This window comes from Demequina maris (assembly GCF_000971155.1).
GTDB classification, from domain to species: domain Bacteria; phylum Actinomycetota; class Actinomycetes; order Actinomycetales; family Demequinaceae; genus Demequina; species Demequina maris.
Genome location: NZ_BBLX01000011.1, coordinates 1 through 24390, shown reverse-complemented (window position 1 = coordinate 24390; position 24390 = coordinate 1). Strand labels below are relative to the sequence as shown.

Below are 24390 nucleotides of genomic sequence, written 5' to 3'. Positions count from 1 at the left end.
CGCCGTGGCGGGGCAGCCGTCCTGAGCCCTCCTGGACAACGATTCCGGGGCATCGGGACGATGCGCCGGCGCCCGGGCCGCGGAAGCCCGGAATCGTGCGTCAGGAGCCGTCGTGCCGGACCCATGGCCGTCGACGGCCTCCGCGGCCCTCACAGCCCGTCTCCGGGCCCATCCGGCGGCCTCCCCGGCCCCTCCCCGTCTCGTGCCGCCCTGACGCACGATTCGGGCCTCGGATCCGGGCGCCGCCACCGCCGGCCCGCCGACGGGCCGATTCGTTCGTCAGGAAGCGTCCTCGCGGGCCGTGGCGCCGCATCGTGCGCGCGCCTCCCGTCCCCGCGGACGGAGCTGCCCTGCCACGTCGCGGCGGCGTCGCCCGACGCCCGGCTCACGACGCGTCCTGACGCACGATTCCGGCCCTCCAGGCGGCTCGGGGCCCGCAACGACCTCGCGCCGGCCCGAAGCTCCGCCCCCGAATCCAGCGCGAAGGGGCCGATTCGTTCGTCAGGAACGCTCCTCCCGCGCATCGTCCCCGGGGTCATCCACGACTTCGCCGTGGCGGCGGCACGCCACCCGAGCCCGCCCGGGCGTGCCCCTCATCGGCCGTCATGGCCGTTCTGCGGCCTTTGCGGCCCCGTTCCCTCACAATTGTGGAAAAGTCTGTGGATGCCCGTGGATGACGTGCTCCGTCCACAGGGGACGCATTGTGAAGAACTACAGGGATCCTGTGGCCGGTCGACGGCTCGTCCCCGGGCCGTTCCGGCCATCCCCAGGTTCCGCCCTCAGGAATCACACATCCGGATTCCTGTGATTTCCAGCGCTGATGATCGGATTCCACAGAATCCACGGGCCCTAATACGACTACGAGCCCCTCTCTGATCCATTGTCCACATGACCTTCATCGAGGTCCGCGCCCCGCGGCCCGTCCGCCGCCCGGAGGCGCCTACCGGCAACGTCCGACCCGTGGCATAGTCTGTGCTCAAACCTGAGGAGCAAGCATGAAGTTCACCGTCGAGCGCGACGTCCTGGCGGACGCCGTCGCATGGACGTCGCGTGCCGTGCCGGCACGCCCCCCGGTCCCCGTTCTCGCCGGCGTCCGCATCACCGCGGACTCCGAGGGACTCGTGCGTCTGGCGAGCTTCGACTACGAGGTGTCCGCGCGTGGTGAGTTCCCCGCCGACGTCGAGGAGGCCGGCGAGGTGCTCGTCAGCGGCCGCCTGCTCCGCGAGATCGCGAACGCGCTTCCTCACAAGCCCGTGCAGCTGTCGCTCGAGGGCACCAAGGTCTCGGTGACCTGCGGCGCCTCGCGCTTCACGCTCGCCACGATGCCCGTGGACCAGTACCCGTCGCTGCCCGAGCTCCCCGAGCACTCGGGCACCATCGACGGCTCGACGCTGCAGCAGGCGGTCGCCCAGGTGACCTCCGCCGCGTCGCGCGACGAGACCCTGCCGATCCTCACGGGCGTCCGCGTCGAGATCGAGGGCTCGCACATCTCGCTGCTCGCGACCGACCGCTACCGTCTCGCGCTGCGCGAGCTCGAGTGGACGCCGTCGAAGCCCGACATCAGCGCCATCGCGCTCGTGCGCGCCAAGACGCTCGCCGACACGGCGAAGTCCCTGGGTTCCGGCGACGTCACGGTCGCGCTCAGCTCGGGTCAGGGCATGGACCTCATCGGCTTCGAGGCCGGCGGCCTCGTCACCACCTCCCTGCTGATGGACGGCGACTACCCCCAGGTGCGCCGCCTCTTCCCGGAGTCCAGCCCCATCACGGCGACCGTCCGCACCCAGGACCTCATCGACGCCACCCGTCGCGTCGCGCTCGTCGCCGAGCGCAACTCGTCGGTCCGGCTCGCCTTCGCGGAGGGCGAGGTCACGCTCGACGCCGGCCAGTCCGACGACGCCCAGGCATCCGAGGCCCTCACCGCGCACCTGCACGGCGACGCGATCACCGTCGCGTTCAACCCGCAGTACCTGCTCGACGGCCTGACCGCGCTCGGCACCGACTTCGTCCAGTTCGGCTTCACGCAGGAGACCAAGCCGGTCGAGTTCGTGGGCCTGTCCGAGCCCGGCGGCGAGGTCGCGGCGGACTTCCGCTACCTGCTGGTGCCCATCCGCATCGCCTCCTAGTGCGCGTCACCCACGTCCAGCTCGCCGACTTCCGCTCGTACCCCGAGGCAGACGTCGAGCTCGGACCGGGCGTCACCACGTTCGTCGGCCGCAACGGCCAGGGCAAGACCAACCTCGTCGAGGCGGTCCGGTACTTGTCCGTCCTTGGCTCGCATCGCGTCGCGAGCGACGGTCCGCTGATCCGCTTCGGCGCCGAGCGCGCCATCGTGCGCGCGAAGGTCGAGAAGGCCGGGCGGTCGCTGGGGCTCGAGGTCACGCTGAACCAGGGGCGGGCGAACACCGCGCGGCTCAACCGTGGCGCGGCACGGCCGCGGGACCTCATCGGGATCCTGCGGACCGTGCTGTTCGCACCCGAGGACCTGGCGCTCGTCAAGGGCGATCCGTCGGGCCGGCGGGCGTTCCTCGACGAGCTGTGCGTCGCGCTGCAGCCGGCCCTCGCCGGCGACCTCTCCGACTACGAGCGGGTCCTGCGCCAGCGCACCTCGATGCTGAAGTCGGCCCGCCACGCCCGCGGCGACCTCACCATGCTCGACATCTGGGACGAAAAGCTCGCGGAGCTCGGCGGACGCATCGTGGCGGCGCGGCTGCGCGCGGTCGCGGCGCTCGCGCCGCACGTCTGGGCCGCCTACCAGGATGTCGCTCCCGACGGCGGCGACTGTGCCATCTCCTATGCGACGTCCCTGGCAGATGACCTGCCGGAGGCGTCGGCCGAGATCGGCGAGCTGCTCCTCGAGCGCCTGCGGGAGGTCCGTCCCAAGGAGCTCGACCGTGGCGTCACCCTCGCGGGACCCCATCGCGACGACCTCGAGATCCGGCTCGCCGGCATGCCCGCCAAGGGCTACGCGAGCCACGGCGAGTCCTGGTCCTGCGCCCTGGCGCTGCGCGTCGGCACGTACGACCTGCTCACGTCGGACACCGGGCCCGACTCCGACGACGACGGCGAGCCGGTCCTCATCCTCGATGACGTGTTCGCCGAGCTCGACGCCGGCCGTCGCGCCGCGCTGGCCGCGAGGCTCGAGCGCGCGAGCCAGGTGCTCATCACCGCGGCCGTCGCGGAGGACGTCCCTGAGGCCCTCGCGGGCCGGGTCATCCCGGTGACGAAGGGCCGGGTGGGCGATGAGTGACGAGCGGCCGGACGATGCGGCGGCCGAGGCCGGCGAGGACGTCACCCCTGGCAGCACCCAGGATGCCGAGGATCCGCTGGTGCCCGGCGACGCGTCACGGCTCGCCCGCGAGGCGATGGAGCGCGCGCGTCAGGCCGCACGCCAGCGTGGCGCGCGCCGCACGAGCGCCAAGCGCGGCCGGGTCCAGCGTGAGGAGGCGCGACGCTCGACCCAGCCGTACACGAACGGCCGGGACCCGCAGCCGATGAGCGATGCGGTGGCATCGCTGCTGCGGCGCATGGGGTGGACGGAGCAGATCGAGGTGTCGTCGGTGACCGGCCGCTGGCGCGACGTCATCGGCGACCGGATCGCCGACCACTGCGAGCCGCTCGGCTTCGACGAGGGCGTGCTGACGGTGAAGGCCACGTCGACGGCCTGGGCGACGCAGCTGCAAATGATGTCGGGGCAGATCCGCCACCGGATCAACGAGGAGTTCGGGCGGGAAATCGTCAAGGAGCTCAAGGTGCTCGGCCCCACGGCCCGGTCATGGACCAAGGGCCCGCGCACCGTGAAGGGCCGCGGTCCGCGCGATACCTACGGGTGAGAACTCCCGCATCGTCCCCTCGCCCCGAATCGGACATTGTGTGACAGAACGCACATCGGATCTGGTGACACTAAGTGTCAGAACCCATCTACCCTTGATGAGGCCTCGGGGCCGGAGGCGAGCTGGGGGCGCCTCCGGGTCCCGAGCACCGCACCCGCCGGGGCGACGAGGGGGCGCTCCGGGGGTGCGACTCCGCCGAACGCCTTTCTGGCGGACCGACGACATGGGCTGAACGGCCTGTGAAACGCGCCAGATCGCCCCTCAGAGCCACTAGAATGGGCCGAGATAGGACGGGACTTGTGCAAAGTCCCGTCAGCGGCTTGAAAGGCGAATCTGTGGCGAATAGCGAGGAGCGGGCGAACGAGCCTGCCTACGGCGCCGAGAACATCACCGTCCTGGAGGGCCTCGAGGCCGTCCGCAAGCGCCCGGGCATGTACATCGGGTCGACGGGCGAGCGCGGTCTCCACCACCTGGTCTACGAGGTCGTCGACAACTCCGTCGACGAGGCGCTCGCCGGCTACTGCGACACCATCACCGTCACGCTCCAGGCGGACGGCGGCGTCAAGGTGCAGGACAACGGTCGAGGCATCCCGGTCGACATGCACCCCACCGAGGGCAAGCCCACGGTCGAGGTCGTCATGACGATCCTGCACGCGGGCGGCAAGTTCGGCGGCGGCGGCTACGCCGTCTCCGGCGGTCTCCACGGCGTCGGCATCTCGGTCGTCAACGCGCTCTCCTACAAGGTCGAGACCGAGGTCAAGCGCCAGGGCTTCGTGTGGCGCCAGCGCTTCGCCGAGGGCGGCAAGCCGCAGGGCACGCTCGTCAAGGGCGAGGCCACCGACGAGACCGGCACGCAGCAGACGTTCTACGCGGACCCGCTGATCTTCGAGACCACCGACTACGACTACGAGACGCTGCGCGCGCGCTTCCAGCAGATGGCCTTCCTCAACAAGGGCCTCAGCATCACGCTCATCGACGAGCGTCCGGAGCACATCGCGGCGGAGGACGATGCGGAGGCCGAGGAGCAGCCGACGTCCCGCACCGTCACGTACAAGTACGACGGCGGGCTCGTCGACTACGTCGCGCACCTCAACGCCACCAAGAAGGCCGAGCTGGTCCATCCCGAGGTCGTGTCCCTCGAGTCCGAGGACACCGAGAAGAAGATCTCGCTCGAGATGGCCATGCAGTGGACCAACGCCTACTCGGAGTCCGTGTTCACCTACGCGAACACGATCTCGACCACCGAGGGCGGCACCCACGAGGAGGGCTTCCGCGCCGCGCTCACCACGCTGGTGAACAAGTACGCGCGCGAGAAGGCGATCCTCAAGGACAAGGACGACAACCTCACGGGCGACGACGTCCGCGAGGGCCTCACCGCCGTCATCTCGGTCAAGCTCGGCGAGCCGCAGTTCGAGGGCCAGACCAAGACCAAGCTGGGCAACACCGAGGCGAAGACCTTCGTGCAGCGCGTGGTCAACGAGCAGCTCACGGACTGGTTCGACGCCCACCCGAACGAGGCGAAGGACATCATCCGCAAGGCGATCCAGGCCTCGCAGGCCCGCATCGCCGCGCGCAAGGCGCGCGAGGCGACCCGCCGCAAGGGCCTGCTCGAGTCCGGCGGCATGCCGGGCAAGCTGTCGGACTGCCAGAGCCGCAACCCCTCCGAGTGCGAGATCTTCATCGTCGAGGGCGACTCGGCCGGCGGCTCCGCCAAGGCCGGCCGCGAGCCCTACAACCAGGCGATCATGCCCATCCGCGGCAAGATCCTCAACGTCGAGCGCGTGCGCCTCGACCGCGCTCTGTCGAACCAGGAGGTCCAGGGCCTCATCACCGCGTTCGGCGCGGGCATGGGCGAGGACTTCGACATCTCGAAGGCGCGCTATCACAAGATCGTGCTGATGGCCGATGCCGACGTCGACGGCCAGCACATCCGCACGCTGCTGCTCACGCTGCTGTTCCGCTACATGCGTCCGCTCATCGAGGCCGGGTACGTCTACCTCGCGCAGCCGCCGCTGTTCAAGCTCAAGTGGTCGAACGCGGACCACGAGTACGTGTACTCGGACCGCGAGCGTGACGCGCTCCTCAAGGACGGCCTTGCCGGCGGCAAGAAGATCCCCAAGGACAACGGCGTGCAGCGCTACAAGGGTCTGGGCGAGATGAACCACGAGGAGCTCCGCGTCACGACGATGGACCCCGCCACCCGCACCCTGCTCCAGGTCACCATGGACGATGCCGCGCAGGCCGACGAGATCTTCTCGGTCCTCATGGGTGAGGACGTCGAGTCCCGCCGCAGCTTCATCCAGCGCAACGCGAAGGACGTGAGGTTCCTTGACATCTGAGACCCCCGAGATGGATCACGGACGGATCGAGGCGGTCGACCTCAACACCGAGATGCAGCGGTCCTACCTGGACTACGCGATGTCGGTCATCGTCGGCCGTGCCCTGCCCGAGGTGCGCGACGGCCTCAAGCCCGTGCATCGTCGCGTGCTCTACGCGATGTTCGACGGCGGGTACCGCCCCGACCGCGCGTTCTCCAAGTGCTCGCGCGTCGTCGGCGACGTCATGGGCAAGTACCACCCGCACGGTGACAGCGCGATCTACGACACGATCGTGCGCATGGTGCAGCCGTGGTCGCTGCGCTACCCGCTGATCTCCGGCCAGGGCAACTTCGGCTCCGCCGGCAACGACGGCGCCGCGGCCTCGCGGTACACCGAGTGCAAGATGGCGCCGCTGGCCATGGAGATGGTCCGCGACATCGACAAGGACACCGTCGAGTTCGAGGACAACTACGACGGCCGCGAGCAGGAGCCCACCATCCTGCCCTCGCGGTTCCCGAACCTCCTGGTCAACGGCTCGGCCGGCATCGCGGTCGGCATGGCGACCAACATCCCGCCGCACAACCTCACCGAGGTCGCGGACGGCGTGCAGTGGCACCTCGACCACCCGGACGCGACCCGCGAGGAGCTCCTCGAGGCGCTCATCGAGCGCATCCCGGGACCCGACTTCCCCACCGGCGCGACCATCCTCGGCCGCAAGGGCATCGACGACGCGTACCGCACCGGCCGCGGCCTCATCACGATGCGCGCCGTGGTGAACATCGAGGAGATCCAGGGCCGCATGTGCCTGGTGATCACCGAGCTGCCGTACCAGGTGAACCCCGACAACCTCGCGATCAAGATCGCGGAGCTCGTCAAGGACGGCAAGGTCTCCGGCATCGCGGACATCCGCGACCAGACGTCGGGCCGCACCGGCCAGCGCCTCGAGATCGTGCTCAAGCGCGACGCGGTCGCGAAGGTCGTGCTCAACAACCTGTACAAGCACACGCAGCTGCAGGAGACGTTCGGCGCGAACATGCTCGCGATCGTCGACGGCGTGCCCCGCACGCTGTCGCTCGACGGCTTCATCCGCCACTGGACGGCCCACCAGCTCGAGGTCATCCAGCGTCGCACCGCGTACCGCCTCCGCGAGGCCGAGCGCGAGGCCCACATCCTGCAGGGCTACCTCAAGGCGCTCGACGCGCTCGACGAGGTCATCGCCCTCATCCGCCGCTCGCCCACCGTGGACGAGGCGCGCACGGGCCTGATGGCGCTGCTCGACGTCGACGAGGTCCAGGCGACCGCGATCCTCAACCTCCAGCTGCGCCGCCTCGCGGCCCTGGAGCGCCAGAAGATCACGGACGACTACAACGCCCTCATGACGGAGATCGCGGACCTCCGCGACATCCTCGCGAACGAGGCGCGCCAGCGCACGATCATCTCCGACGAGCTCGCCGAGATCGTCCGCAAGTACGGCGACGAGCGTCGCACGGTCATCCACCCGTACGACGGCGACGTGTCGATCGAGGACCTCATCGCCGAGGAGGAGATGGTCGTCACCATCACCCGCGGCGGCTACGTCAAGCGCACGCGCTCGGACCAGTACCGCGCCCAGAAGCGCGGCGGCAAGGGTGTGCGCGGCGCGACCCTGCGCAACGACGACGTGGTCGAGCACTTCTTCGTCACCACGACGCACCACTGGCTGCTGTTCTTCACGAACCTCGGTCGCGTGTACCGCGCCAAGGCGTACGAGCTGCCCGAGGGCGGCCGCGACTCCAAGGGCCAGCACGTCGCGAACATGCTCGCGTTCCAGCCGGGCGAGGAGATCGCCCAGGTGCTGGACCTGCGCAGCTACGAGGACGCGGACTACCTGGTCCTCGCGACCAAGCGCGGCCTGGTGAAGAAGACCGAGCTCAAGGCCTACGACTCGAACCGCACAGGCGGCCTCATCGCGATCAACCTGCGCGAGGTCGAGTCCGAGGACGGCGAGCTCAAGTCGGACGAGCTCGTCTCGGCGCGGCTCGTGTCCGCCGAGGACGACCTCATGCTGGTGTCGCGTCAGGGACAGTCGCTGCGCTTCAACGCCAAGGACGAGGAGCTCCGCCCGATGGGCCGCGCCACCTCCGGTGTCAAGGGCATGAGCTTCCGCGGCGAGGACGAGCTGCTCGCGATGGACGTCATCCTCGCCGGCACGGCCGAGGCGACGGACGATGCGGAGGTCGAGACGGACGACGAGGAGACCCCCGAGGTCTCGGACGGCCCGTTCTCCTTCGTGGTCACGCGTCACGGCTACGCGAAGCGCACGAGCGCATCGGCCTGGAACCCCAAGCACCGCGGCGGTCTCGGCGTGAAGGTCGCGACCCTCACCGAGGAGCGCGGCGACCTGGTGGGCGCGATGCTCGTCGAGGACACCGACGAGGTGCTCGTCATCATGGAGTCCGGCAAGGTCGTGCGCTCCGCGGTGTCGGAGGTCCCCGTCAAGGGCAAGAACTCGATGGGCGTGATCTTCGCCAAGCCGGCCAAGGGCGACCGCATCATCGGCATCGCCCGCAACGTCGAGCGCAACCTCGAGGTCGACGAGGCCGAGGAGGGTGCCGAGGCGTCGGCCGAGGCCGAGGTCGTCGACGCGGCCCCCGAGGCGGATGCGCCGGAGGCTCCCGCCGCGGAGTGATCCCGAGCTGATCAGAAGGGGCCGGTCGCGTAAGCGGCCGGCCCCTTCCGCGTCTCGGCCGCCATCCGCCGCCTATCCTCGGGTGATGGACACGATGTGGTGGGTCCCGGACATCCTCGCGGGCTACGAGTCGGCGGACCTGGGTGCCCCGTCCACGGCGCCTGCGGGGAGGCCTGACGGCGCGCTCACCCGCACGCTCGTGCGCCGCGTCGCGGTCCCCGAGTCGCCGCGCGCCGTGGCGTTGATCGTCCACGGCTACAACGACTACTTCTTCGCCACGCACCTCGCGGACGCGCTCGTCGAGTCCGGGTGTGTGACGTACGCGGTCGACATGCGTCGCGCCGGCCGCTCGCTGCGGCCGGGCAACCAGCCGCACCACATCGCCCACATCGACGAGCTGGCCGACGACATCGCCGACGCCGCGACGGCGGCGTGTGACGATGCGGCGGCGCGGGGCCTCGGCACGCTGCCGCTGGTCGTGCACGCGCACTCGACCGGAGGCCTCGCAGCCACGGTCTGGGCGAGCGACCGACCGCACCCCGCCCTCGCCGGCCTGATCCTGGACGGTCCGTTCTACGGGCTCGTGCTGTCGGCGTCCCAGCGCGCACTGCTGGCCTGCATGCCTGCGGTCGCGCGCGTCCTTCCTCGGATGGTCGTGGATCCGGCGCGCTCGCCGTACACCGCCGGACTCCTCGCACGGGGCTGGACGTTCGACACCGCGTGGAAGGACCCCGAGGGCGTCGGCGCGACCGCGGGATGGCTGGCCGCGACCCACGCCGCGCAGAGGCGCGCCGCGCGGGGCCTGCCGATCGGCGTCCCGGTGCTCGTCGCATCGTCCGACTCCTCCGGCCCGGATCGACTCGACAACTCTCGGCTCGGGAGCCAGGACACGGTGGTGGAGGTGAAGGCGATCGAGCCCATGCTGTCCGGCCTCGGGGCCCGCGCGAGGCGGCTCGTGATCGCCGGGGCCGTCCACGACCTCGCCCTCAGCACGGCCGTCCCCCGCGCGCTACCTGGCGGCAGTCGGGAGCTTCGTCGACTCAGCGCTTCGCCCGCACCGCCGCGACGCACCCGCGATCTGACCCGGCGTCCCCGCCCGCGCGCACCTGAGAAGCCGCTGGTAGCGTGCGAATCGGGGGTGATCATGGGCGCCGGATTCGTGCTGACGGGGCTGCTGCTCGCGATCACGCTGGCAGGAGCCTCGGTGCTGCGGTGGCAGGCCAGGCCCGCCCACGCCGCCGGCCTCGCCGTGGCCTCCGTCGCCGCCATGTCGGGCGTCCTCGCGGCGAGCGTCGCGACGCTGCCCACGTCCGGTGCCGGCGAGCCGGGGGCGGCGCCCTCGGTCGCCGTCCTCGTGGCGGTCGACGACGACCCGCCCGCCGTCGCCGAGACGGCTGACGCGGTCGCCGATCCGCTGGAGTGGCTCGTCGTCCAGGGCCCCGAGGTCGTCGCCGCGATCCCCTGGCCGTTCGACGGCCAGGTCGAGGCGGTGCGTGAGGGCGTGGCGACGGCGGTCGACGTCAGCGAGTCCGAGCTCGAGGCCTACTACGCGGAGCACGGGCTGCTGGTGCGCGAGGGCAGCACCTTCGTGGTGCAGACCCGCGCGGGATGGCCCGCTCGCGTGAACCTCGCCGACGGCTACGTCACGGTGACGTTCGGCTGATCCGCCGGGGCACCGGGGCGTCCGTCACGCGGCCGGGGCGCCCGTGCTCTCGCGCGCGATCACCCGCTGCGACGGCGCGTCGGCCGTGAGCTGGTGGGTACCCGTGCCGTGGAGGAGGTCGCCGAGCGCGCCCGTCGGGATCAGGGCCGCGGAGCTGTAGGCGACCGTGGCGAGGGCGGGCACGGCGAACTGGGACTGCGGGGTGTCGTCCACCCCGATGATCGACAGGTCGGCGGGGACCCGGAGGCCGGCACGGTGCGCGCCCGAGAGCATCGCGAGGGCCACCTCGTCGTTGTAGGCGGCGATCGCGGTGGCGCCATCCGCCCGCGCGCGCTCGACCGCGGCGACCGCCGCCGCGACGTCGGTCGCCGCCTCCAGCCGTGACGCCTCGACGCCGAGCCGGCCCGCGGCATCCGCGACGCCCCGCCAGCGCTCCTGGTCCAGGGCCTCGAGCCCGGGTGTCGGCGGCGGCGCGTAGGCGAGCCGCGTGTGGCCGAGGGATGCCAGGTGCTCGACCTGCACCACCGCGGCGTCGTGCATGATCCGCGCGATGTCGTACGACTCGGGCATGACGCTGAGCAGGAGCGGCACGCCCAGCGAGGTGAGCTCCTCCGCCACGGGCGGCTCGAGCATCGCCATCGTGACGACGGCGCGCGGACGGGTCGCGCGCGCGAGGGCGAGCAGGTTGGCGTGACCGTCGCTCGACCGGCCGCCGAGCTCCACGATGGGCACGAGGCCCGCCTCCTGCACGGCGTCCGAGAGCTCCGCCGCCATGGCGCCGACGAGCGCGCCGAACGGCACCTCGGAGAAGTCGATGACCACGATCCCGGAGGACCCGCGCGCCAGCGCCGCGGCGGCCGCGTGCGGCACATAGCCGAGGCTGCGCGCCGCCTCGAGCACCCGCGCCCGGGTCGACTCGGTGATTGTCTGGCCGGGGGTGTCGTTGAGCACGTAGCTGACGGTCGCGGCGGACACGCCGGCGGCGGCGGCGACGTCGCTCGCCTTGACGCGGGTGGCCCCTGGCATACCCGCACCCTATCTTGCGCGCGCCACGCGAAACGTTTAGAGTGGCGCCCACAACTTAAGCGCATCAGCGATCCGGTCGGCGAGGACGCCGCCGGGAAGATGCGCCCCGAAGCTCGGACGGCCGCACCCCGGTCGCGCACCAGGGCCCGAGGCGCGCCCCACCCCCACCGGCGTCACACAAGGAGACATCGATGTCAGACATCAGCACCCTCACCCTCGAGGAGAAGGCGCGCCTCGTGTTCGGGGCCGACTTCTGGACGACGGTGGGGATCCCCGACAAGGGCATCCCCGCGGCGCTGCTCACGGACGGGCCGCACGGCCTGCGCAAGCAGGCGGAGGGCGCGGACCACCTCGGCATCAACCAGTCGGTGCCCGCGACCGCGTTCCCGACCGCGGCCGCGACGGGCTCGTCCTGGAACCGTGCGCTGCTGTCGCGCATGGGCGCCGCGCTCGCCGCGGAGTGCCGCCGCGAGGAGGTGGATGTCCTCCTCGGGCCGGGCGTCAACATGAAGCGCTCGCCCCTGGGCGGCCGCAACTTCGAGTACTTCTCCGAGGACCCGCTGCTCGCGGGCGAGCTCGGCGCGGCGTGGATCTCGGGACTCCAGGCGCTCGGCGTGGGCGCGTCCGTCAAGCACTTCGCGGCGAACAGCCAGGAGACCGACCGCATGCGCGTCAGCGCCGAGGTCGACGAGCGCACGCTGCGCGAGATCTACCTGCCGGCGTTCGAGCGCGTGGTCAAGCAGGCGCAGCCCGCGACCGTGATGTGCTCGTACAACCGCATCAACGGCGTCCGGGCGTCCGAGCACCGCTGGCTGCTCACCGACGTCCTGCGCGACGAGTGGGGGTACGAGGGCTACGTCGTCTCGGACTGGGGCGCCACGTGGGACCCGGTCGCGGCGCTCAAGGCGGGCCTCGACCTGACCATGCCGAGCACCGGCGAGGCGGGGCCCGCGACCGTCGTCGCGGCTGTCCGCGACGGCAGCCTCGACGAGGCCGTTCTCGACCAGGCCGTCCAGCGCATCGTCGACGTGCACGCGCGCCTGCGCGCCGCCCGCACCGCCGAGGCCCCGTTCGACGTCGACGCGCACCACGCGCTCGCCCGAGAGATCGCCGCGGACTCCGCGGTGCTCCTCGCCAACGAGGGCGACCTCCTCCCCCTCGCGCACGCGGGCGGCGAGATCGCCGTGCTCGGCCCCTTCGCGACCGCGCCGCGCTACCAGGGCGCGGGTTCGTCGCACGTGAACCCGACCCGCCTCGACGAGCCTCTCGCGGCGATCGCGGCGGCGACCGGGCGCGACGTCACGTATGCGCCCGCGTTCAGGCTCGACGGGGAGGGCGACGGGACGATGCTGGCCGCGGCGGTCGACGCGGCCGCGCGGGCCGAGGTCGTGGTGCTGATGCTCGGCCTGCCGGACGCCGTCGAGTCCGAGGGCTGGGACCGCGAGCACATGGACCTGCCGCAGGTGCAGCTCGACACCCTCGCGGCCGTCGCGGCGGCCAACCCGCGGGTCGTCGTCGTCCTGTCCCACGGCTCCGTGGTGTCGCTCGAGGACGTCGTCGGCAAGGCGCCCGCGATCCTCGACATGTGGCTCGCGGGGCAGGCGGGTGGATCCGCGCTCGCGCAGATCCTCTTCGGCGACGCCGAGCCGGGCGGGCGCCTGACCGAGACCGTCCCGTGGCGCCTGCAGCACACCCCCGCGTACGTGAACTGGCCCGGCGGCGACAAGGTGGTCCGCCACGGCGAGCGCGTCTACATCGGCTACCGCTGGTACGACGCGACCGACCGCGATGTGGCCTTCCCGTTCGGTCACGGCCTGTCCTACACGACCTTCGCGCACGAGCTGCTCGCGGTGGACGTGCCCGACGCCGGGGTCGCCGCCGCGACCGTCCGCGTCTCGGTCACCAACACCGGCGCGCGCCGCGGCTCGGACGTCGTCCAGGTGTACGTCGGCGACCCGGTGGCGGGCGTCGACCGCCCGGTGCGCGAGCTCCGCGCCTTCGAGAAGGTGACGCTCGACCCGGGCGAGTCCACGGTCGTCACGCTCGAGCTCGACGAGCGCGCCTTCGCGTACTGGGGCGCCGCGGGCTGGACCGTCGAGCCGGGCGACTACGTCATCGAGGTGGGCCGCTCGTCGCGCGACATCGTCGCCGCCCGCACCATCGCGCTCGACGTGCCTCCCGTGACCCCGGCCCTCGACATCGACTCCAACTACGGCGACTGGCTGGCGCACCCCGAGGGCGCCCAGGTGCTCGCCGAGGTCGCGTCCGCGGGCGCGTCCGAAGGCGGCGCCTCGCTGTTCGAGGACGAGGCGATGGCGGGGATGATGCTGCAGATGCCGATGGTCAAGATCGCCGACTTCACGGCGCCCGGGCGCGGCCGCGAGACGGTCGAGCGCATGCTCGAGGCGCTTCAGCGCGTCTCGGTCTGACCCGCCCGCGCCCACGCATGCGGAAGGCCCCGGGGATCTCCCCGGGGCCTTCGTGCTGTCGGCTGCGGTCGCCGGATCAGATGAACAGCGTGGTGCCGGACTCGTTCGCCTCTCCGAGGAAGGTCGCGACGCCGGCCAGCTCGACGCCGTCGAGCAGGTCGGACTGCGTCATGCCCAGCAGGTCCATCGTCATCGTGCAGCCGAGCAGGCGGGCGCCGTTGTCCTGCGCCGACTTGATGAGCTCGGGCAGCGACGGGACGTCGTTCTGCTTCATGACGTTCTTGATCATCGCGGTGCCCGCGCCGGCCATGTGCATCTGCGACAGGGTCAGCTTCTCCGCGCCGCGCGGCATCATGGCGCCGAACATCTTGTCCATCGCCTTCTTCTCGCGCTTCGGCGGGTCCGTCTTGCGCAGGGCGTTGAGGCCCCAGAAGGTGAAGAACATCGACACCTCGTCGCCCATGGCGACCGCGCCGTTGGCGATGATGAAGGCCGCGAGGACCTTGTCGAGGTCGCCCGAGAACACGACCATCGAGGTCTTGTTGCGGCCGCCGGCGGCCTTGCCCGTCTGGACCGGCTCGACGCCGCCCTTGCGGAACGTGCCGACGAAGCCGGGGCCCTTGGGGTCGAGGCTGACCAGCGTGTGGCCGTTCTTGGCGGCCCACGCGGGCCCGTCGAGCGCGAAGCCCGGGTCGGACACGGTGACGCGCACCTCGTCGCCCGCGTCGGCCTTCTTCATGGCGTCCGCGAGGCGCATGATCGGGCCGGGGCACGCGAGGCCGGTGCAGTCGAGCTCGGTCAGCTGGCCGGTCGCGGCGGCGACGGCCGAGGCGACCGACACCTTCTCCGCGTAGTTCTCCATCGGCGGCTGCGCCGAGTACTGGTCGGCCGGGTTGTCGTGGACGTGGCCGTACGTGGTCGATCCGCCGGACAGCGTCTTGACGTCCGTGAAGCCGTTCTGGACGAGGATCCGGTGCGCGAGGTACGAGCGGAAGCCCACCGCGCAGTAGAGGCGGATCGGCTGGTCCTTGTCGGTCCACGACTTGACGGCCTCGCGGAACGTGGCCAACGGCACGGACTCAGCGCCCGGCAGGTGGTGGATGCCGTACTCCTCCGGCGTGCGCACGTCGACGAGGCGCGCGCCGTCCTCGAGCGGCCACTCCTCCGCGTACCAGAGGGTGAAGTCGCCGCGGATGGTGTTGGCGGCGACGAAGCCGGCCATGTTCACCGGGTCCTTGGCGGAGCCGAACGGCGGGGCGTACGCGAGCTCCTGCTCCTCGAGGTCGAAGACCGTGAGGCCGGCGCGGATCGCCATCGCGAGCACGTCGAGGCGCTTGTCGACGCCGTCGAAGCCGCAGGCCTGGGCGCCGAGCACGGTGCCGTCGGTGGGCGAGAAGAGCAGCTTGATGTGCATCATCGCGGTGCCGGGGTAGTAGCCGGCGTGGCCCGACGGGTGGACGTGCACCACGCGGTAGTCGACGCCCGCGGCGTCGAGCTGGCGCTTGGTGGCGCCGGTGCCGCCCGCGACCATGTCGAAGACCTTGACGATGCTGGTGCCCTGCGTGCTCTTGTACTCGGTGTCGCGGCCGCAGATGTTCTCGGCGGCGACGCGGGCCTGGCGGTTCGCGGGGCCCGCGAGCGGGGCGAGGTACTGGCCGGGCAGCACGGGGTGCGGCGTCTCGACGGCGTCGCCCGCGGCGTAGATGTCCTTGTCGGACGTCTGCATGTGGGTGTCGACCTTGATGCCGCCGCGCTCGCCGAGCTCGATGCCCGCCGCCTTGACGAGCTCCACGGCGGGCTTGACGCCCGCCGCGAGGATGACGAGGTCGGCCTTCAGCACGGTGCCGGAGTTGAGCTCGACGCTCACCCGGTCCTCGCCGTCGTTGTCGGACAGCGCCTGGAAGGCGGCCGCGGCGGTCGACAGGTGCAGCCCGATACCGCGCATGCGGAGGTGCTGCTCGACCGGGGTGGCGATCTCGTGGTCGACGGGCGGGAGGATCTGGTCGGACAGCTCGACCACGTCGACGCGCACGCCGCGGTGGTGGAGGTTCTCCGCCATCTCGAGGCCGATGTAGCCGGCGCCGACGACGACCGCGGTCACCGTGCCGCGCTTGCCGGCCTTCTGGGCGGCGAGCGCCGCGTCGAGGCGGGCCTTGATGCGGTCCATGTCGCCGATGCGGCGCAGCACCTCCACGGCGGGGTGGTCGATGCCGGGCAGCGGCGGGCGCACGGCCTCGGCGCCCATGCACAGCGCGAGCTTGTCGTAGGACTCGGTGTACTCCTTGCCGGTGTCGACCTCGCGCGCGGTGACCGTCTTCTTCTTGCGGTCGATCGCGACGATCTCCGTGGCGATGCGGACGTCGATGTTGAGGGACTCGCGCAGGCTCTCGGGCGTCTGCAGCAGCAGGCGGGAGCGCTCGGAGATCACCTCGCCCACGTGGTACGGGAGGCCGCAGTTCGCGAACGAGACGTGGTGCCCGCGCTCGAAGACGACGATCTCCGCCGACTCGTCGAGGCGCCGCGCCCGCGCGGCGGTGGATGCTCCGGCGGCGACACCGCCGACGACGACCAGCTTCATGTTCCCTCCAGGGGGTCTCGAACCTGCCTACGACGATATCCCCCGGGGTATGCACACCTGGGGGTATCTGGTCCCGGTTGGACGATGCGGCGCGCGGGGGAGCGCGAGGCTCGCGGCGCGCGTTGGTACGGGTGGCGACCATGCCGGCCCACGCTGGTCCGCAGCGTCCATGCGTTCCAGCGTGGCACGCGGGGATCGGGCGCGCAGGGCGGGCCGGATCGGCCTCCCCGGCGAGTCGTCATTTGAAGTATTCAAAAGAAGGACGTACGCTGACCGTCATGACACAGCTCGACACGCACGGGATGCTCCGCGGAGCCGGCCTGCGCGTCACCGAGCCCCGGCGCGCGGTGATCGAGGCCCTCGAGGGCCTGCCGCACGCCTCGGCGGACGCCGTGCACGCGAGGGTCGCGCAGACCCTCCCGGACGTCTCCCTCCAGACGGTCTACAACGTCCTCCACGACCTCACCGGTCGCGGGCTCGCGCGTTCGATCGAGCCCGGCGACCACCCCGCCCGCTACGAGCTGCGGGTGGGCGACAACCACCACCACCTCGTCTGCACGCACTGCGGTGCGATCGCCGACGTGGACTGCGTGGTGGGCCAGGCCCCGTGCCTGACCCCCGACGACGACCACGGGTACGCGGTCGCCGAGGCGGAGGTCACGTTCTGGGGTCTCTGCGGCGACTGCAAGCACGCGGTCGCCGCGCCGTCCCCGGTCTCCATCCACCTCTGAACGCCGCAACCACGAAGGAGCGCTCCCATGTCGGAGAAGTTCACCACCACCAACTCCGGGGCACCGGTCGCCTCGGACCAGCACTCGCTGACCGTCGGCAACAACGGCGTCACCTCGCTGACCGACCACTACCTGGTCGAGAAGCTCGCGCAGTTCAACCGTGAGCGCGTGCCGGAGCGCGTGGTCCACGCGAAGGGCGGTGGCGCGTTCGGCACGTTCACCACCACGAACCCCGAGATCGCGAAGTACACGCGCGCCGCGCTGTTCCAGGACGGCGTCCAGACCGAGATGCTCGCGCGCTTCTCCTCGGTCGCCGGTGAGCACGGCTCGCCCGACACGTGGCGCGACCCCCGCGGCTTCGCGCTGAAGTTCTACACGACCGAGGGCAACTACGACCTCGTCGGCAACAACACCCCGGTGTTCTTCATCCGCGACGGCATCAAGTTCCCCGACTTCATCCGCTCGCAGAAGCGCCTCCCCGGCTCGCACATGCGCGACAACGACATGCAGTGGGACTTTTGGACCCTGCAGCCGGAGTCGGCGCACCAGGTCACCTGGCTCATGGGCGAGCGCGGCCTCCCCCGCTCGTGGCGCGAGATGCAGGGCTACGGCTCGCACACCTACCAGTGGATCAACGCCGAGGGTGAGCGCTTCTGGGTGAAGTACCACTTCAAGAGCCAGCAGGGCGTGCACGGCCTCACGATCGAGGAGGCGGGCCAGCTCGCGGGCTCGGACGGCGACCACCACATCCGCGACCTCTACGAGCACATCGAGGCCGGCGACTTCCCGCGCTGGGACCTCTACGTGCAGGTCATGCCGTACGAGGACGCCAAGACCTACCGCTTCAACCCGTTCGACCTCACCAAGGTGTGGCCGCACGGCGACTACCCGCTCATCCCCGTGGGCGTCATGGAGCTCAACAAGAACCCGGAGAACTACTTCGCGCAGATCGAGCAGGCGACCTTCGCCCCCTCGAACTTCGTCCCGGGCATCGGAGCGTCGCCGGACAAGATGCTGATGGCGCGCATCTTCTCCTACGCGGACGCGCACCGCTACCGCGTGGGCACCAACCACGCCGACCTCCCGGTCAACGCGCCGCACGCCGCCGACGCGAACGGCCACTCGTACGCCAAGGACGGCGCGATGCGCTACTCGTTCGCCTCGGCCGACACCCCGGTCTACGCGCCGAACAGCAAGGGCGGCGCGCACGCCGATGCCGCCCGTGCCGGTGGCGCGGGCAACTGGGAGTCGGACGGCGAGATGGTCCGCGCCGCCGCGACCCTGCACGCCGAGGACGACGACTTCGGTCAGGCCGGCACGATGTACCGCGAGGTCTTCGACGACGCGGGCAAGGCCCACATCCTCGAGCAGATCACCGGCCACGTCGGCGCGGTGAAGTCGGACGAGATCCGCGAGCGTGCGATCCAGTACTGGACGAACGTGGACGCCGACCTCGGTGCGAAGCTCCGCGCGAACCTCTCCGGCGAGGCGCCGGTCGAGGCCGGCGAGCCCGGCACCGGCGTGGAGCCCGTCTCCGTCTAAGCGGTCGAGCGAAGGCCCGGTTCCCCCGCGCGGGGAGCCGGGCCTTCGCCGTGCCCGCCGCCCTGGTCGTCCCTGATGTCGCATCCCACGCGGATCGGTGCGACGTCCGGGACCGCGCGCGCCCGGAGGTCGTATCGATCGGCGCATCGGCCGACATCCGGGCGCACGGGACGTCGCGCGACCCGCCCAGGTACCATGGCGGCGGCCGATGCCGGCCTCCCCCCATCCGACGTGCGCGTCCGCGCGCGCTCACGCCTGCCTTGGACGGAGTCCCCCATGCCCACCGCCGACCGCACCGCGACCGGAGTCCCCGAGGCGACCGGCTGGCGCTCGCTGCGCCGCTACGCGTCGCCGCGCCTGCTGCGCACCGAGCTGGTCTCGGGCCTCATGGTGGCCCTTGCGCTGATCCCCGAGGCCATCTCGTTCTCGATCATCGCGGGCGTCGACCCGCGGGTGGGCCTGTTCGCGTCGTTCACCATGGCGGTGTCGATCGCGTTCCTCGGCGGCCGCCCCGCGATGATCTCGGCCGCGACCGCGGCCGTGGCCCTCGTGGTCGCGCCCCTCGCGCGCGACTATGGGCTCGACTACCTCATCGTGGCGGTGGTGCTCGGCGGCGTCATCCAGGTGGTCCTCGGCCTGCTCGGCATCGCCAAGCTCATGCGCTTCATCCCGCGCTCGGTGATGGTCGGCTTCGTGAACTCGCTCGCGATCCTCATCTTCATGGCCCAGCTCCCCCACCTCGTCGACGTGCCGTGGGTGGTCTACGTGCTCGTGGCGGCGGGCCTCGCGATCATCGCGTTCCTGCCGCGCCTGACGAAGGTGGTGCCGGCCCCGCTGGTCGCGATCGTGCTGCTCACGATCGTCACCGTGTCCGCCGCGATCGCGGTCCCGACCGTCGGCGACGAGGGCGCGCTGCCCGAGGGCCTGCCCGGCCTCTTCATCCCGGACGTGCCGGTCAGCCTCGAGACGCTGCGCATCGTCTTCCCGTACGCGCTCGGCCTCGCGCTCGTCGGCCTCCTCGAGTCGCTCATGACCGCGAAGCTCGTCGACGACATCACGGACACCCACTCGGACAAGACCCGCGAGGCGTGGGGCCAGGGCGCCGCGAACGTCATCACGGGCCTGTTCGGCGGCATGGGCGGCTGCGCGATGATCGGCCAGACGATGATCAACGTGAAGGCCGGCGGCGCGCGCACGCGCCTGTCGACCCTCTCGGCGGGCATCTTCCTGCTCATCCTCGTGCTCGCGCTCGGCGACGTCGTCGCGATGATCCCCATGGCGGCGCTCGTCGCGGTGATGATCTACGTGTCGTGGGCCACGTTCGACTGGCACTCGATCCGCATCTCCACGCTGCGCCGCATGCCGCGCTCCGAGACCGCGGTGATGCTGGTCACCGTCGGGGTCGTCGTCGCGACCCACAACCTCGCGTACGGCGTCGTCGCGGGCGTGCTGCTCGCCTCGGTGCTGTTCGCGCGCCGCGTGGCGCACCTCGCGGAGGTCGCCGGCGGTCCCGTCGAGGACGGCGTGCGCCGCTACACCGTCACCGGCGCGCTGTTCTTCGCCAGCTCGAACGACCTCTACAGCCAGTTCGACTACGGCAACGACCCGGAGAAGGTCGTCATCGACATGACCGACTCGCACGTCTGGGACGCCTCGACCGTCGCGGCACTGGACGCGGTCGAGCACAAGTACGCGACGCACGGCATCGACGTGGAGATCGTCGGCCTCAACGAGGCGTCGCGCGACTTCCACGGCCGCATCAGCGGCCACCTCGGCGCCGGCCACTAGCGGGGACGATGCGGCGGGGGCCTACTCGGGTCGCGTCACCGCGGCCTTGACGAGGTCGCCCGCCGTCGCGTCCGGCAGGTATGCGCGCAGGATCGCGAGCGTGAGCGCCGGCAGCTGGGCCTCGTCCGGGTACATGAGGAACAACGGCCGGTGCTCGGGCTTGAACTTCGCCTTGAAGCGCTCGAGGCTCGTGAAGCCGTAGTACGGCTCCATCTTGTCCGCGAGGATGTCGAGGAGGCGCTCGACCGTGCCCTCGACCTCGCCCGAGTAGCTGAGCGGGGCCGCTGACAGCGAGATGAACTCGTAGCCGGCCTCCTTGAAGGCCACCGCCGACTCCGCGATGAGGAACTCCATGACGCCGCTCATGACGCCGTCGTCGAGCCGGCGCTTCATGATGTCGATGGTCCACCCGACCACGTCGCCCTCGCGGTAGACGGGCAGCCAGCTGGTCATGCCGTGGACGGTGCCGTCCTCGTCGACCGCCACGTGCATCTCGACGTTGGGGTCGGCCGCCTCGCGCAGGTCGCCCAGCGTGAAGCCCATCTCCGGCAGCGACTTGTCCCCCGCCCACTGCGCGGAGATCGCCTCGAGCTGGTCCTTGATGCCGCGGGGCGCGTCGGCGAAGCGGAACGTCCGCATCGTGACGCCCTCGCGCTTCGCGCGGTTGATCGCGGAGCGCACGTCCTGCCACGCCTTGCCGGTGAAGGCGAGCTCGGGCAGGCGCACCACCGTGTCCTCGGCCACCTGGATCGCCTTCCAGCCGGCCTCCTCGAAGCGCCGGCGCGCGTCGTCGCTGACCGCGAAGTACGCGAGGCGCCAGCCGCGCGAGCGGCAGAAGTCCGCGAACTCGGCGTGCGCCGCGGCCAGGTCCGCGGTGCGGCCCACGGGATCGGACAGGACGATCGCGGTGCTGCCCACCTGCTTGAAGCCGAGGCCGACGGTCCCCTCCTCGGACACCCAGTGGTCGATCCCGTCCCAGCGCGTCATGTAGCCGATGCTCGTCATCGCCTCGGTGTCCCGCTGGATCGCGACGAAGCGGTCGCTCACCGCCTCCTCGGTGGTGTGGCGGCGCGACGCCAGCAGCAGGGCGATGAGGAAGATCACGAAGGCGAGGAACCACACGACGCCGATCGCGCTGAGCAGGGTGCGGGACAGCGTGGTGGTGCCCTCGAGCCCCGAGGTGAGACCGAACACGCGCAGGATCGCCTCGCCGATCGCGGTGCCGAGCGTGGGCTCGGGGTCGATCTGCGAGCCGAGGGCCATGATCGCGACCACCGTGAACGTCATGAGGCCTGCGACGGTGAGGAGGCCGCGCCGCCAGATAGTGCGTCGGCTCGCGCGGTCCGCCTTGACCGCGAAGTGGCGCCGCCAGCCGAGCAGCAGCACCAGCAGCACCGCGTCGAGGACGAGGTCCATGACGATCGACGGGGTGCCCTCGCCGACGGCCACCACGATCACGCTCGCGAGCACCGTGAGCACGGTCATCACGACCACGAGCCACCACGCCCCGCGGCGCCCGCGGTGGAGCGCATAGGCGAACGCGAGCGAGATGACCGCGGTGCCGACGAGGCCGAGCGTGGTGAGGCCCGCATCGTCCGTGGCGCCTCCGAACTCGAGGATGCCGCCCTCGCCCGGCCAGATGCGGGTGAGCAGCTGGTGGAGGCCGCCGAAGGCGAGGATCACCGCGGCGGTGTCGCGCACCTCCTGCGGTCCGAAGCGCCAGTCGAAGGGCTCGCGCGCCCGCCCGACCACCCAGGGGCCGATGAGGATTCCGGCCCAGAACGCGATCGCGTGCGTGAAATCCCAGATCTCGGCCGCGTACAGGATCATCGCGATGCAGTACAGCGAGCCCACGAGCCGCACGCGGCGGCGCCACAGCAGGGGCATGCCCGCGGTCGCGGCGCCCAGCGCGCCGAAGCCGCCGTTGCTCAGGCCCACGTCCGGCACGTGGGCGAGGGTCTCGGCCCAGCCCACGCCGAGCGCGCCCAGCCCGAGCAGCAGCAGCGCGGTGCCGAGCACGGCGATGATGTGGGTGCCGAGCACCGCGAGCAGCATCCGCACGGTGCCGTAGCGCAGCTCGAGGAAGCCGCCGCCCACGCAGAAGGTGCCGAGGATGAGCGCGTACATCCACGGCTCGGGTGCGATCGCGGCGCCGGCGAGCAGGTTGATCCAGTGGCCGTCGGCGAACGCGTCGACGCCCCAGCCCCACCGGTCGACGAGGCCGGACTCCTCGGCGGGGTTCCACAGCGCGCCGGTGAGCGCGCCGACCACCAGGACGATGAGCGTGACGGCGATGGTGCCGGGCACGCGGCGGGCGAGATCGAGGGCACGCGAGAGCACCGACGGCTCCTCGGGGACGGGCGCATCGGAGGCCATGCGTTCACGCTAGTCCCGGGTTCGGGCTCCGGCGAGGCAGAATCGCGGCGCGTAAGCAGGGGGAATGACCTGCGGACGTGCCTCGGTTACCCTTGGGTAGATGCCCGCGCACCCACGCGTGGATGACTGGAACGCCATGCGCGCGTCAGATGACAGGGAGCAAGATGAACGCGGACGACCGCACCACCACGTCGACCCGCGGCCTGTACGCGCCGCGCACGGCCGAGCCGACCACCGGCCAGGTGCCCGCGCGACGCGCGTTCATGCCGGTCGGCGACAACGGTGAGGAGAAGGCCCCCGTGAGCGGCCAGGCCCCCACCCGGACCCCCGTCACCGGTCAGACGCCCACCGCATCGTCCGCCGCGCCCTCGACCGGCTCGATCCCGCAGCGCACCGCGCTGCGCCCGCAGTCGACCCCGGGCGGCATCCCCACGACGGCGCAGCCGGCCCCCGAGGCGGCGCAGCCGCAGGCGTTCAACCCGACCGGTGCGCCGGCGGCCGCCCCCACCACGGAGCCCACGCGCCGCGACGGCGCCGTCGGCGCCGGCACCGCCGCGATCGGCGCGGGCGCGGCCAAGGTCAAGGGCCTCGCGGGCCGCGCGGCCGAGAGCTTCAAGGCGGGCGACGACCTCGCCACCCCCACGAGCAAGGGCGGCCCGCGCAAGGCGCGCGTCCTGCTGTCGCGCATCGACCCGTGGTCGGTGCTCAAGCTCGGCTTCCTGCTGTCGATCGCCGCGGGCATCATGCTCGTCGTCGGCGTCTTCGTGCTGTGGAACGTCCTCAACGGCATGGGCATCTTCGCGCTCGTCAACGAGTGGGTCGTCAAGCTGTTCGCGCAGGACTCCGAGATCGACATCATGCAGTTCTTCGACCGCAACAAGGTCATGAGCGCGGCGATCCTCATCTCGGTCGTCAACGTGGTCCTGCTGACCGCGCTCGCGACCATCGGCGCCTTCCTCTACAACGTCGTCTCGTCGGTCGTCGGCGGCGTCTACGTCACCCTGACGGACGACTGAGCGGACCCCTGCCGCCGCGATTTTGTCTCGCGGCGGCGGTGCGGTATCGTTTAACGCCGCGGCGCTGACGTCGCAAAGGGGCCCATAGCTCAGGCGGTTAGAGCGCTTCGCTGATAACGAAGAGGTCGGAGGTTCAAGTCCTCCTGGGCCCACCACGGTGATTCGATGGCAGACACACGTCGCCTCATCGCCTTCAGATCGACTCCCGACCTGTGGGATGATGTCCATCTCCCACCTCGGGGCCTTGGCGCAATTGGTAGCGCACCTGCTTTGCAAGCAGGGGGTTATGGGTTCGAGTCCCATAGGCTCCACCACTCGAGGAAGGCCCCCGCCGATCAGGCGGGGGCCTTCTCGCGTCTCCGGGCTCCTGCGTGCGGTTCGGCGCGAGCCCGGCGTTCCATTGATGCACACGCGCTCGCACCGCG

At 71.3% G+C, this 24390-nt stretch carries 14 protein-coding genes and 2 tRNA genes; 13 read left to right on the top strand and 3 right to left on the bottom strand.

What is annotated here, in order from left to right:
* Nucleotides 1–995: 995 nt before the first annotated feature.
* The 6 genes from dnaN to AOM02_RS14385 all read left to right on the top strand — a co-directional run bounded on the left by dnaN (nt 996) and on the right by AOM02_RS14385 (nt 10479).
* Nucleotides 996–2123 (top strand): DNA polymerase III subunit beta, encoded by a 1128-nt coding sequence (gene dnaN, locus AOM02_RS11735; RefSeq protein WP_062299357.1) that lies wholly within the window; start codon nt 996–998, stop codon nt 2121–2123.
* Nucleotides 2123–3247: a DNA replication/repair protein RecF gene (gene recF / locus AOM02_RS11730; protein ID WP_062299354.1), complete on the top strand. Its 1125-nt coding sequence runs from the start codon at nt 2123–2125 to the stop codon at nt 3245–3247. The genes dnaN and recF overlap by 1 nt, the downstream gene beginning before the upstream one ends.
* A complete protein-coding gene (locus AOM02_RS11725) occupies nt 3240–3830 on the top strand; it encodes a DciA family protein (protein ID WP_062299351.1) in 591 nt (196 codons plus the stop codon). Before recF ends, AOM02_RS11725 begins: the two co-directional genes overlap by 8 nt.
* 275 nt (nt 3831–4105) lie before the next feature.
* A complete protein-coding gene (gene gyrB, locus AOM02_RS11720) occupies nt 4106–6169 on the top strand; it encodes a DNA topoisomerase (ATP-hydrolyzing) subunit B (RefSeq protein ID WP_082099448.1) in 2064 nt (687 codons plus the stop codon).
* A 10-nt stretch (nt 6170–6179) separates the two neighbouring features.
* The gene (gene gyrA / locus AOM02_RS11715; protein ID WP_082105078.1) at nt 6180–8816 is read left to right on the top strand and encodes a DNA gyrase subunit A; all 2637 of its coding nucleotides are present in this window, start codon (nt 6180–6182) and stop codon (nt 8814–8816) included.
* An 85-nt stretch (nt 8817–8901) separates the two neighbouring features.
* Nucleotides 8902–10479 (top strand): alpha/beta hydrolase, encoded by a 1578-nt coding sequence (locus AOM02_RS14385; RefSeq protein ID WP_169746632.1) that lies wholly within the window; start codon nt 8902–8904, stop codon nt 10477–10479.
* Between the two features lie 24 nt (nt 10480–10503).
* Here the strand turns inward: AOM02_RS14385 and AOM02_RS11705 are convergent, their stop codons facing one another.
* Entirely contained in the window at nt 10504–11505 is a 1002-nt protein-coding gene (locus AOM02_RS11705) for a LacI family DNA-binding transcriptional regulator (RefSeq protein ID WP_062299342.1), read from the bottom strand.
* Between the two features lie 191 nt (nt 11506–11696).
* On the opposite strand from AOM02_RS11705, the gene AOM02_RS11700 reads away from it, so the two are divergent.
* Nucleotides 11697–13934 (top strand): beta-glucosidase family protein, encoded by a 2238-nt coding sequence (locus tag AOM02_RS11700; protein WP_062299341.1) that lies wholly within the window; start codon nt 11697–11699, stop codon nt 13932–13934.
* A 76-nt stretch (nt 13935–14010) separates the two neighbouring features.
* Here AOM02_RS11700 and AOM02_RS11695 read toward each other — a convergent pair whose 3' ends face one another.
* Nucleotides 14011–16512 carry an FAD-dependent oxidoreductase gene (locus AOM02_RS11695; RefSeq protein ID WP_062299340.1) on the bottom strand — a complete coding sequence of 834 codons (2502 nt, stop codon included), beginning with the start codon at nt 16510–16512 and terminating at the stop codon, nt 14011–14013.
* Nucleotides 16513–16790: 278 nt separating this feature from the next.
* On the opposite strand from AOM02_RS11695, the gene AOM02_RS11690 reads away from it, so the two are divergent.
* The 3 genes from AOM02_RS11690 to AOM02_RS11680 all read left to right on the top strand — a co-directional run bounded on the left by AOM02_RS11690 (nt 16791) and on the right by AOM02_RS11680 (nt 20573).
* A complete protein-coding gene (locus AOM02_RS11690; protein ID WP_062299339.1) occupies nt 16791–17243 on the top strand; it encodes a Fur family transcriptional regulator in 453 nt (150 codons plus the stop codon).
* Nucleotides 17244–17270: 27 nt separating this feature from the next.
* A complete protein-coding gene (locus tag AOM02_RS11685; RefSeq protein ID WP_062299338.1) occupies nt 17271–18785 on the top strand; it encodes a catalase in 1515 nt (504 codons plus the stop codon).
* Between the two features lie 276 nt (nt 18786–19061).
* Nucleotides 19062–20573, top strand: coding sequence for a SulP family inorganic anion transporter (locus AOM02_RS11680; protein ID WP_062299337.1), 1512 nt, complete (start codon nt 19062–19064; stop codon nt 20571–20573).
* A 21-nt stretch (nt 20574–20594) separates the two neighbouring features.
* On the opposite strand, the gene AOM02_RS11675 is transcribed toward AOM02_RS11680, so the two are convergent.
* Complete coding sequence (locus AOM02_RS11675) at nt 20595–22949, bottom strand: bifunctional lysylphosphatidylglycerol flippase/synthetase MprF (RefSeq protein WP_062299336.1); 2355 nt, start codon at nt 22947–22949, stop codon at nt 20595–20597.
* Between the two features lie 164 nt (nt 22950–23113).
* On the opposite strand from AOM02_RS11675, the gene AOM02_RS14145 reads away from it, so the two are divergent.
* From AOM02_RS14145 to AOM02_RS11660, 3 genes are all read left to right on the top strand, one after another.
* Complete coding sequence (locus AOM02_RS14145) at nt 23114–23965, top strand: DUF3566 domain-containing protein (RefSeq protein WP_228372759.1); 852 nt, start codon at nt 23114–23116, stop codon at nt 23963–23965.
* A 78-nt stretch (nt 23966–24043) separates the two neighbouring features.
* A tRNA-Ile gene (locus AOM02_RS11665) sits at nt 24044–24120 on the top strand.
* A gap of 83 nt (nt 24121–24203) precedes the next feature.
* A tRNA-Ala gene (locus AOM02_RS11660) sits at nt 24204–24279 on the top strand.
* Nucleotides 24280–24390: the final 111 nt, after the last annotated feature.

Coding starts and splice junctions, on each gene's coding strand:
- AOM02_RS11680 (WP_062299337.1), top strand. CDS start 19,062: ATGCCCACCGCCGACCGCACCGCGACCGGAGTCCCCGAGGCGACCGGC.
- AOM02_RS11695 (WP_062299340.1), bottom strand. CDS start 16,512: ATGAAGCTGGTCGTCGTCGGCGGTGTCGCCGCCGGAGCATCCACCGCC.
- AOM02_RS11705 (WP_062299342.1), bottom strand. CDS start 11,505: ATGCCAGGGGCCACCCGCGTCAAGGCGAGCGACGTCGCCGCCGCCGCC.
- dnaN (WP_062299357.1), top strand. CDS start 996: ATGAAGTTCACCGTCGAGCGCGACGTCCTGGCGGACGCCGTCGCATGG.
- AOM02_RS14385 (WP_169746632.1), top strand. CDS start 8,902: ATGGACACGATGTGGTGGGTCCCGGACATCCTCGCGGGCTACGAGTCG.
- AOM02_RS11675 (WP_062299336.1), bottom strand. CDS start 22,949: ATGGCCTCCGATGCGCCCGTCCCCGAGGAGCCGTCGGTGCTCTCGCGT.
- AOM02_RS11700 (WP_062299341.1), top strand. CDS start 11,697: ATGTCAGACATCAGCACCCTCACCCTCGAGGAGAAGGCGCGCCTCGTG.
- AOM02_RS11685 (WP_062299338.1), top strand. CDS start 17,271: ATGTCGGAGAAGTTCACCACCACCAACTCCGGGGCACCGGTCGCCTCG.
- gyrB (WP_082099448.1), top strand. CDS start 4,106: ATGGGCCGAGATAGGACGGGACTTGTGCAAAGTCCCGTCAGCGGCTTG.
- AOM02_RS11690 (WP_062299339.1), top strand. CDS start 16,791: ATGACACAGCTCGACACGCACGGGATGCTCCGCGGAGCCGGCCTGCGC.
- AOM02_RS14145 (WP_228372759.1), top strand. CDS start 23,114: ATGAACGCGGACGACCGCACCACCACGTCGACCCGCGGCCTGTACGCG.
- gyrA (WP_082105078.1), top strand. CDS start 6,180: ATGGATCACGGACGGATCGAGGCGGTCGACCTCAACACCGAGATGCAG.
- AOM02_RS11725 (WP_062299351.1), top strand. CDS start 3,240: ATGAGTGACGAGCGGCCGGACGATGCGGCGGCCGAGGCCGGCGAGGAC.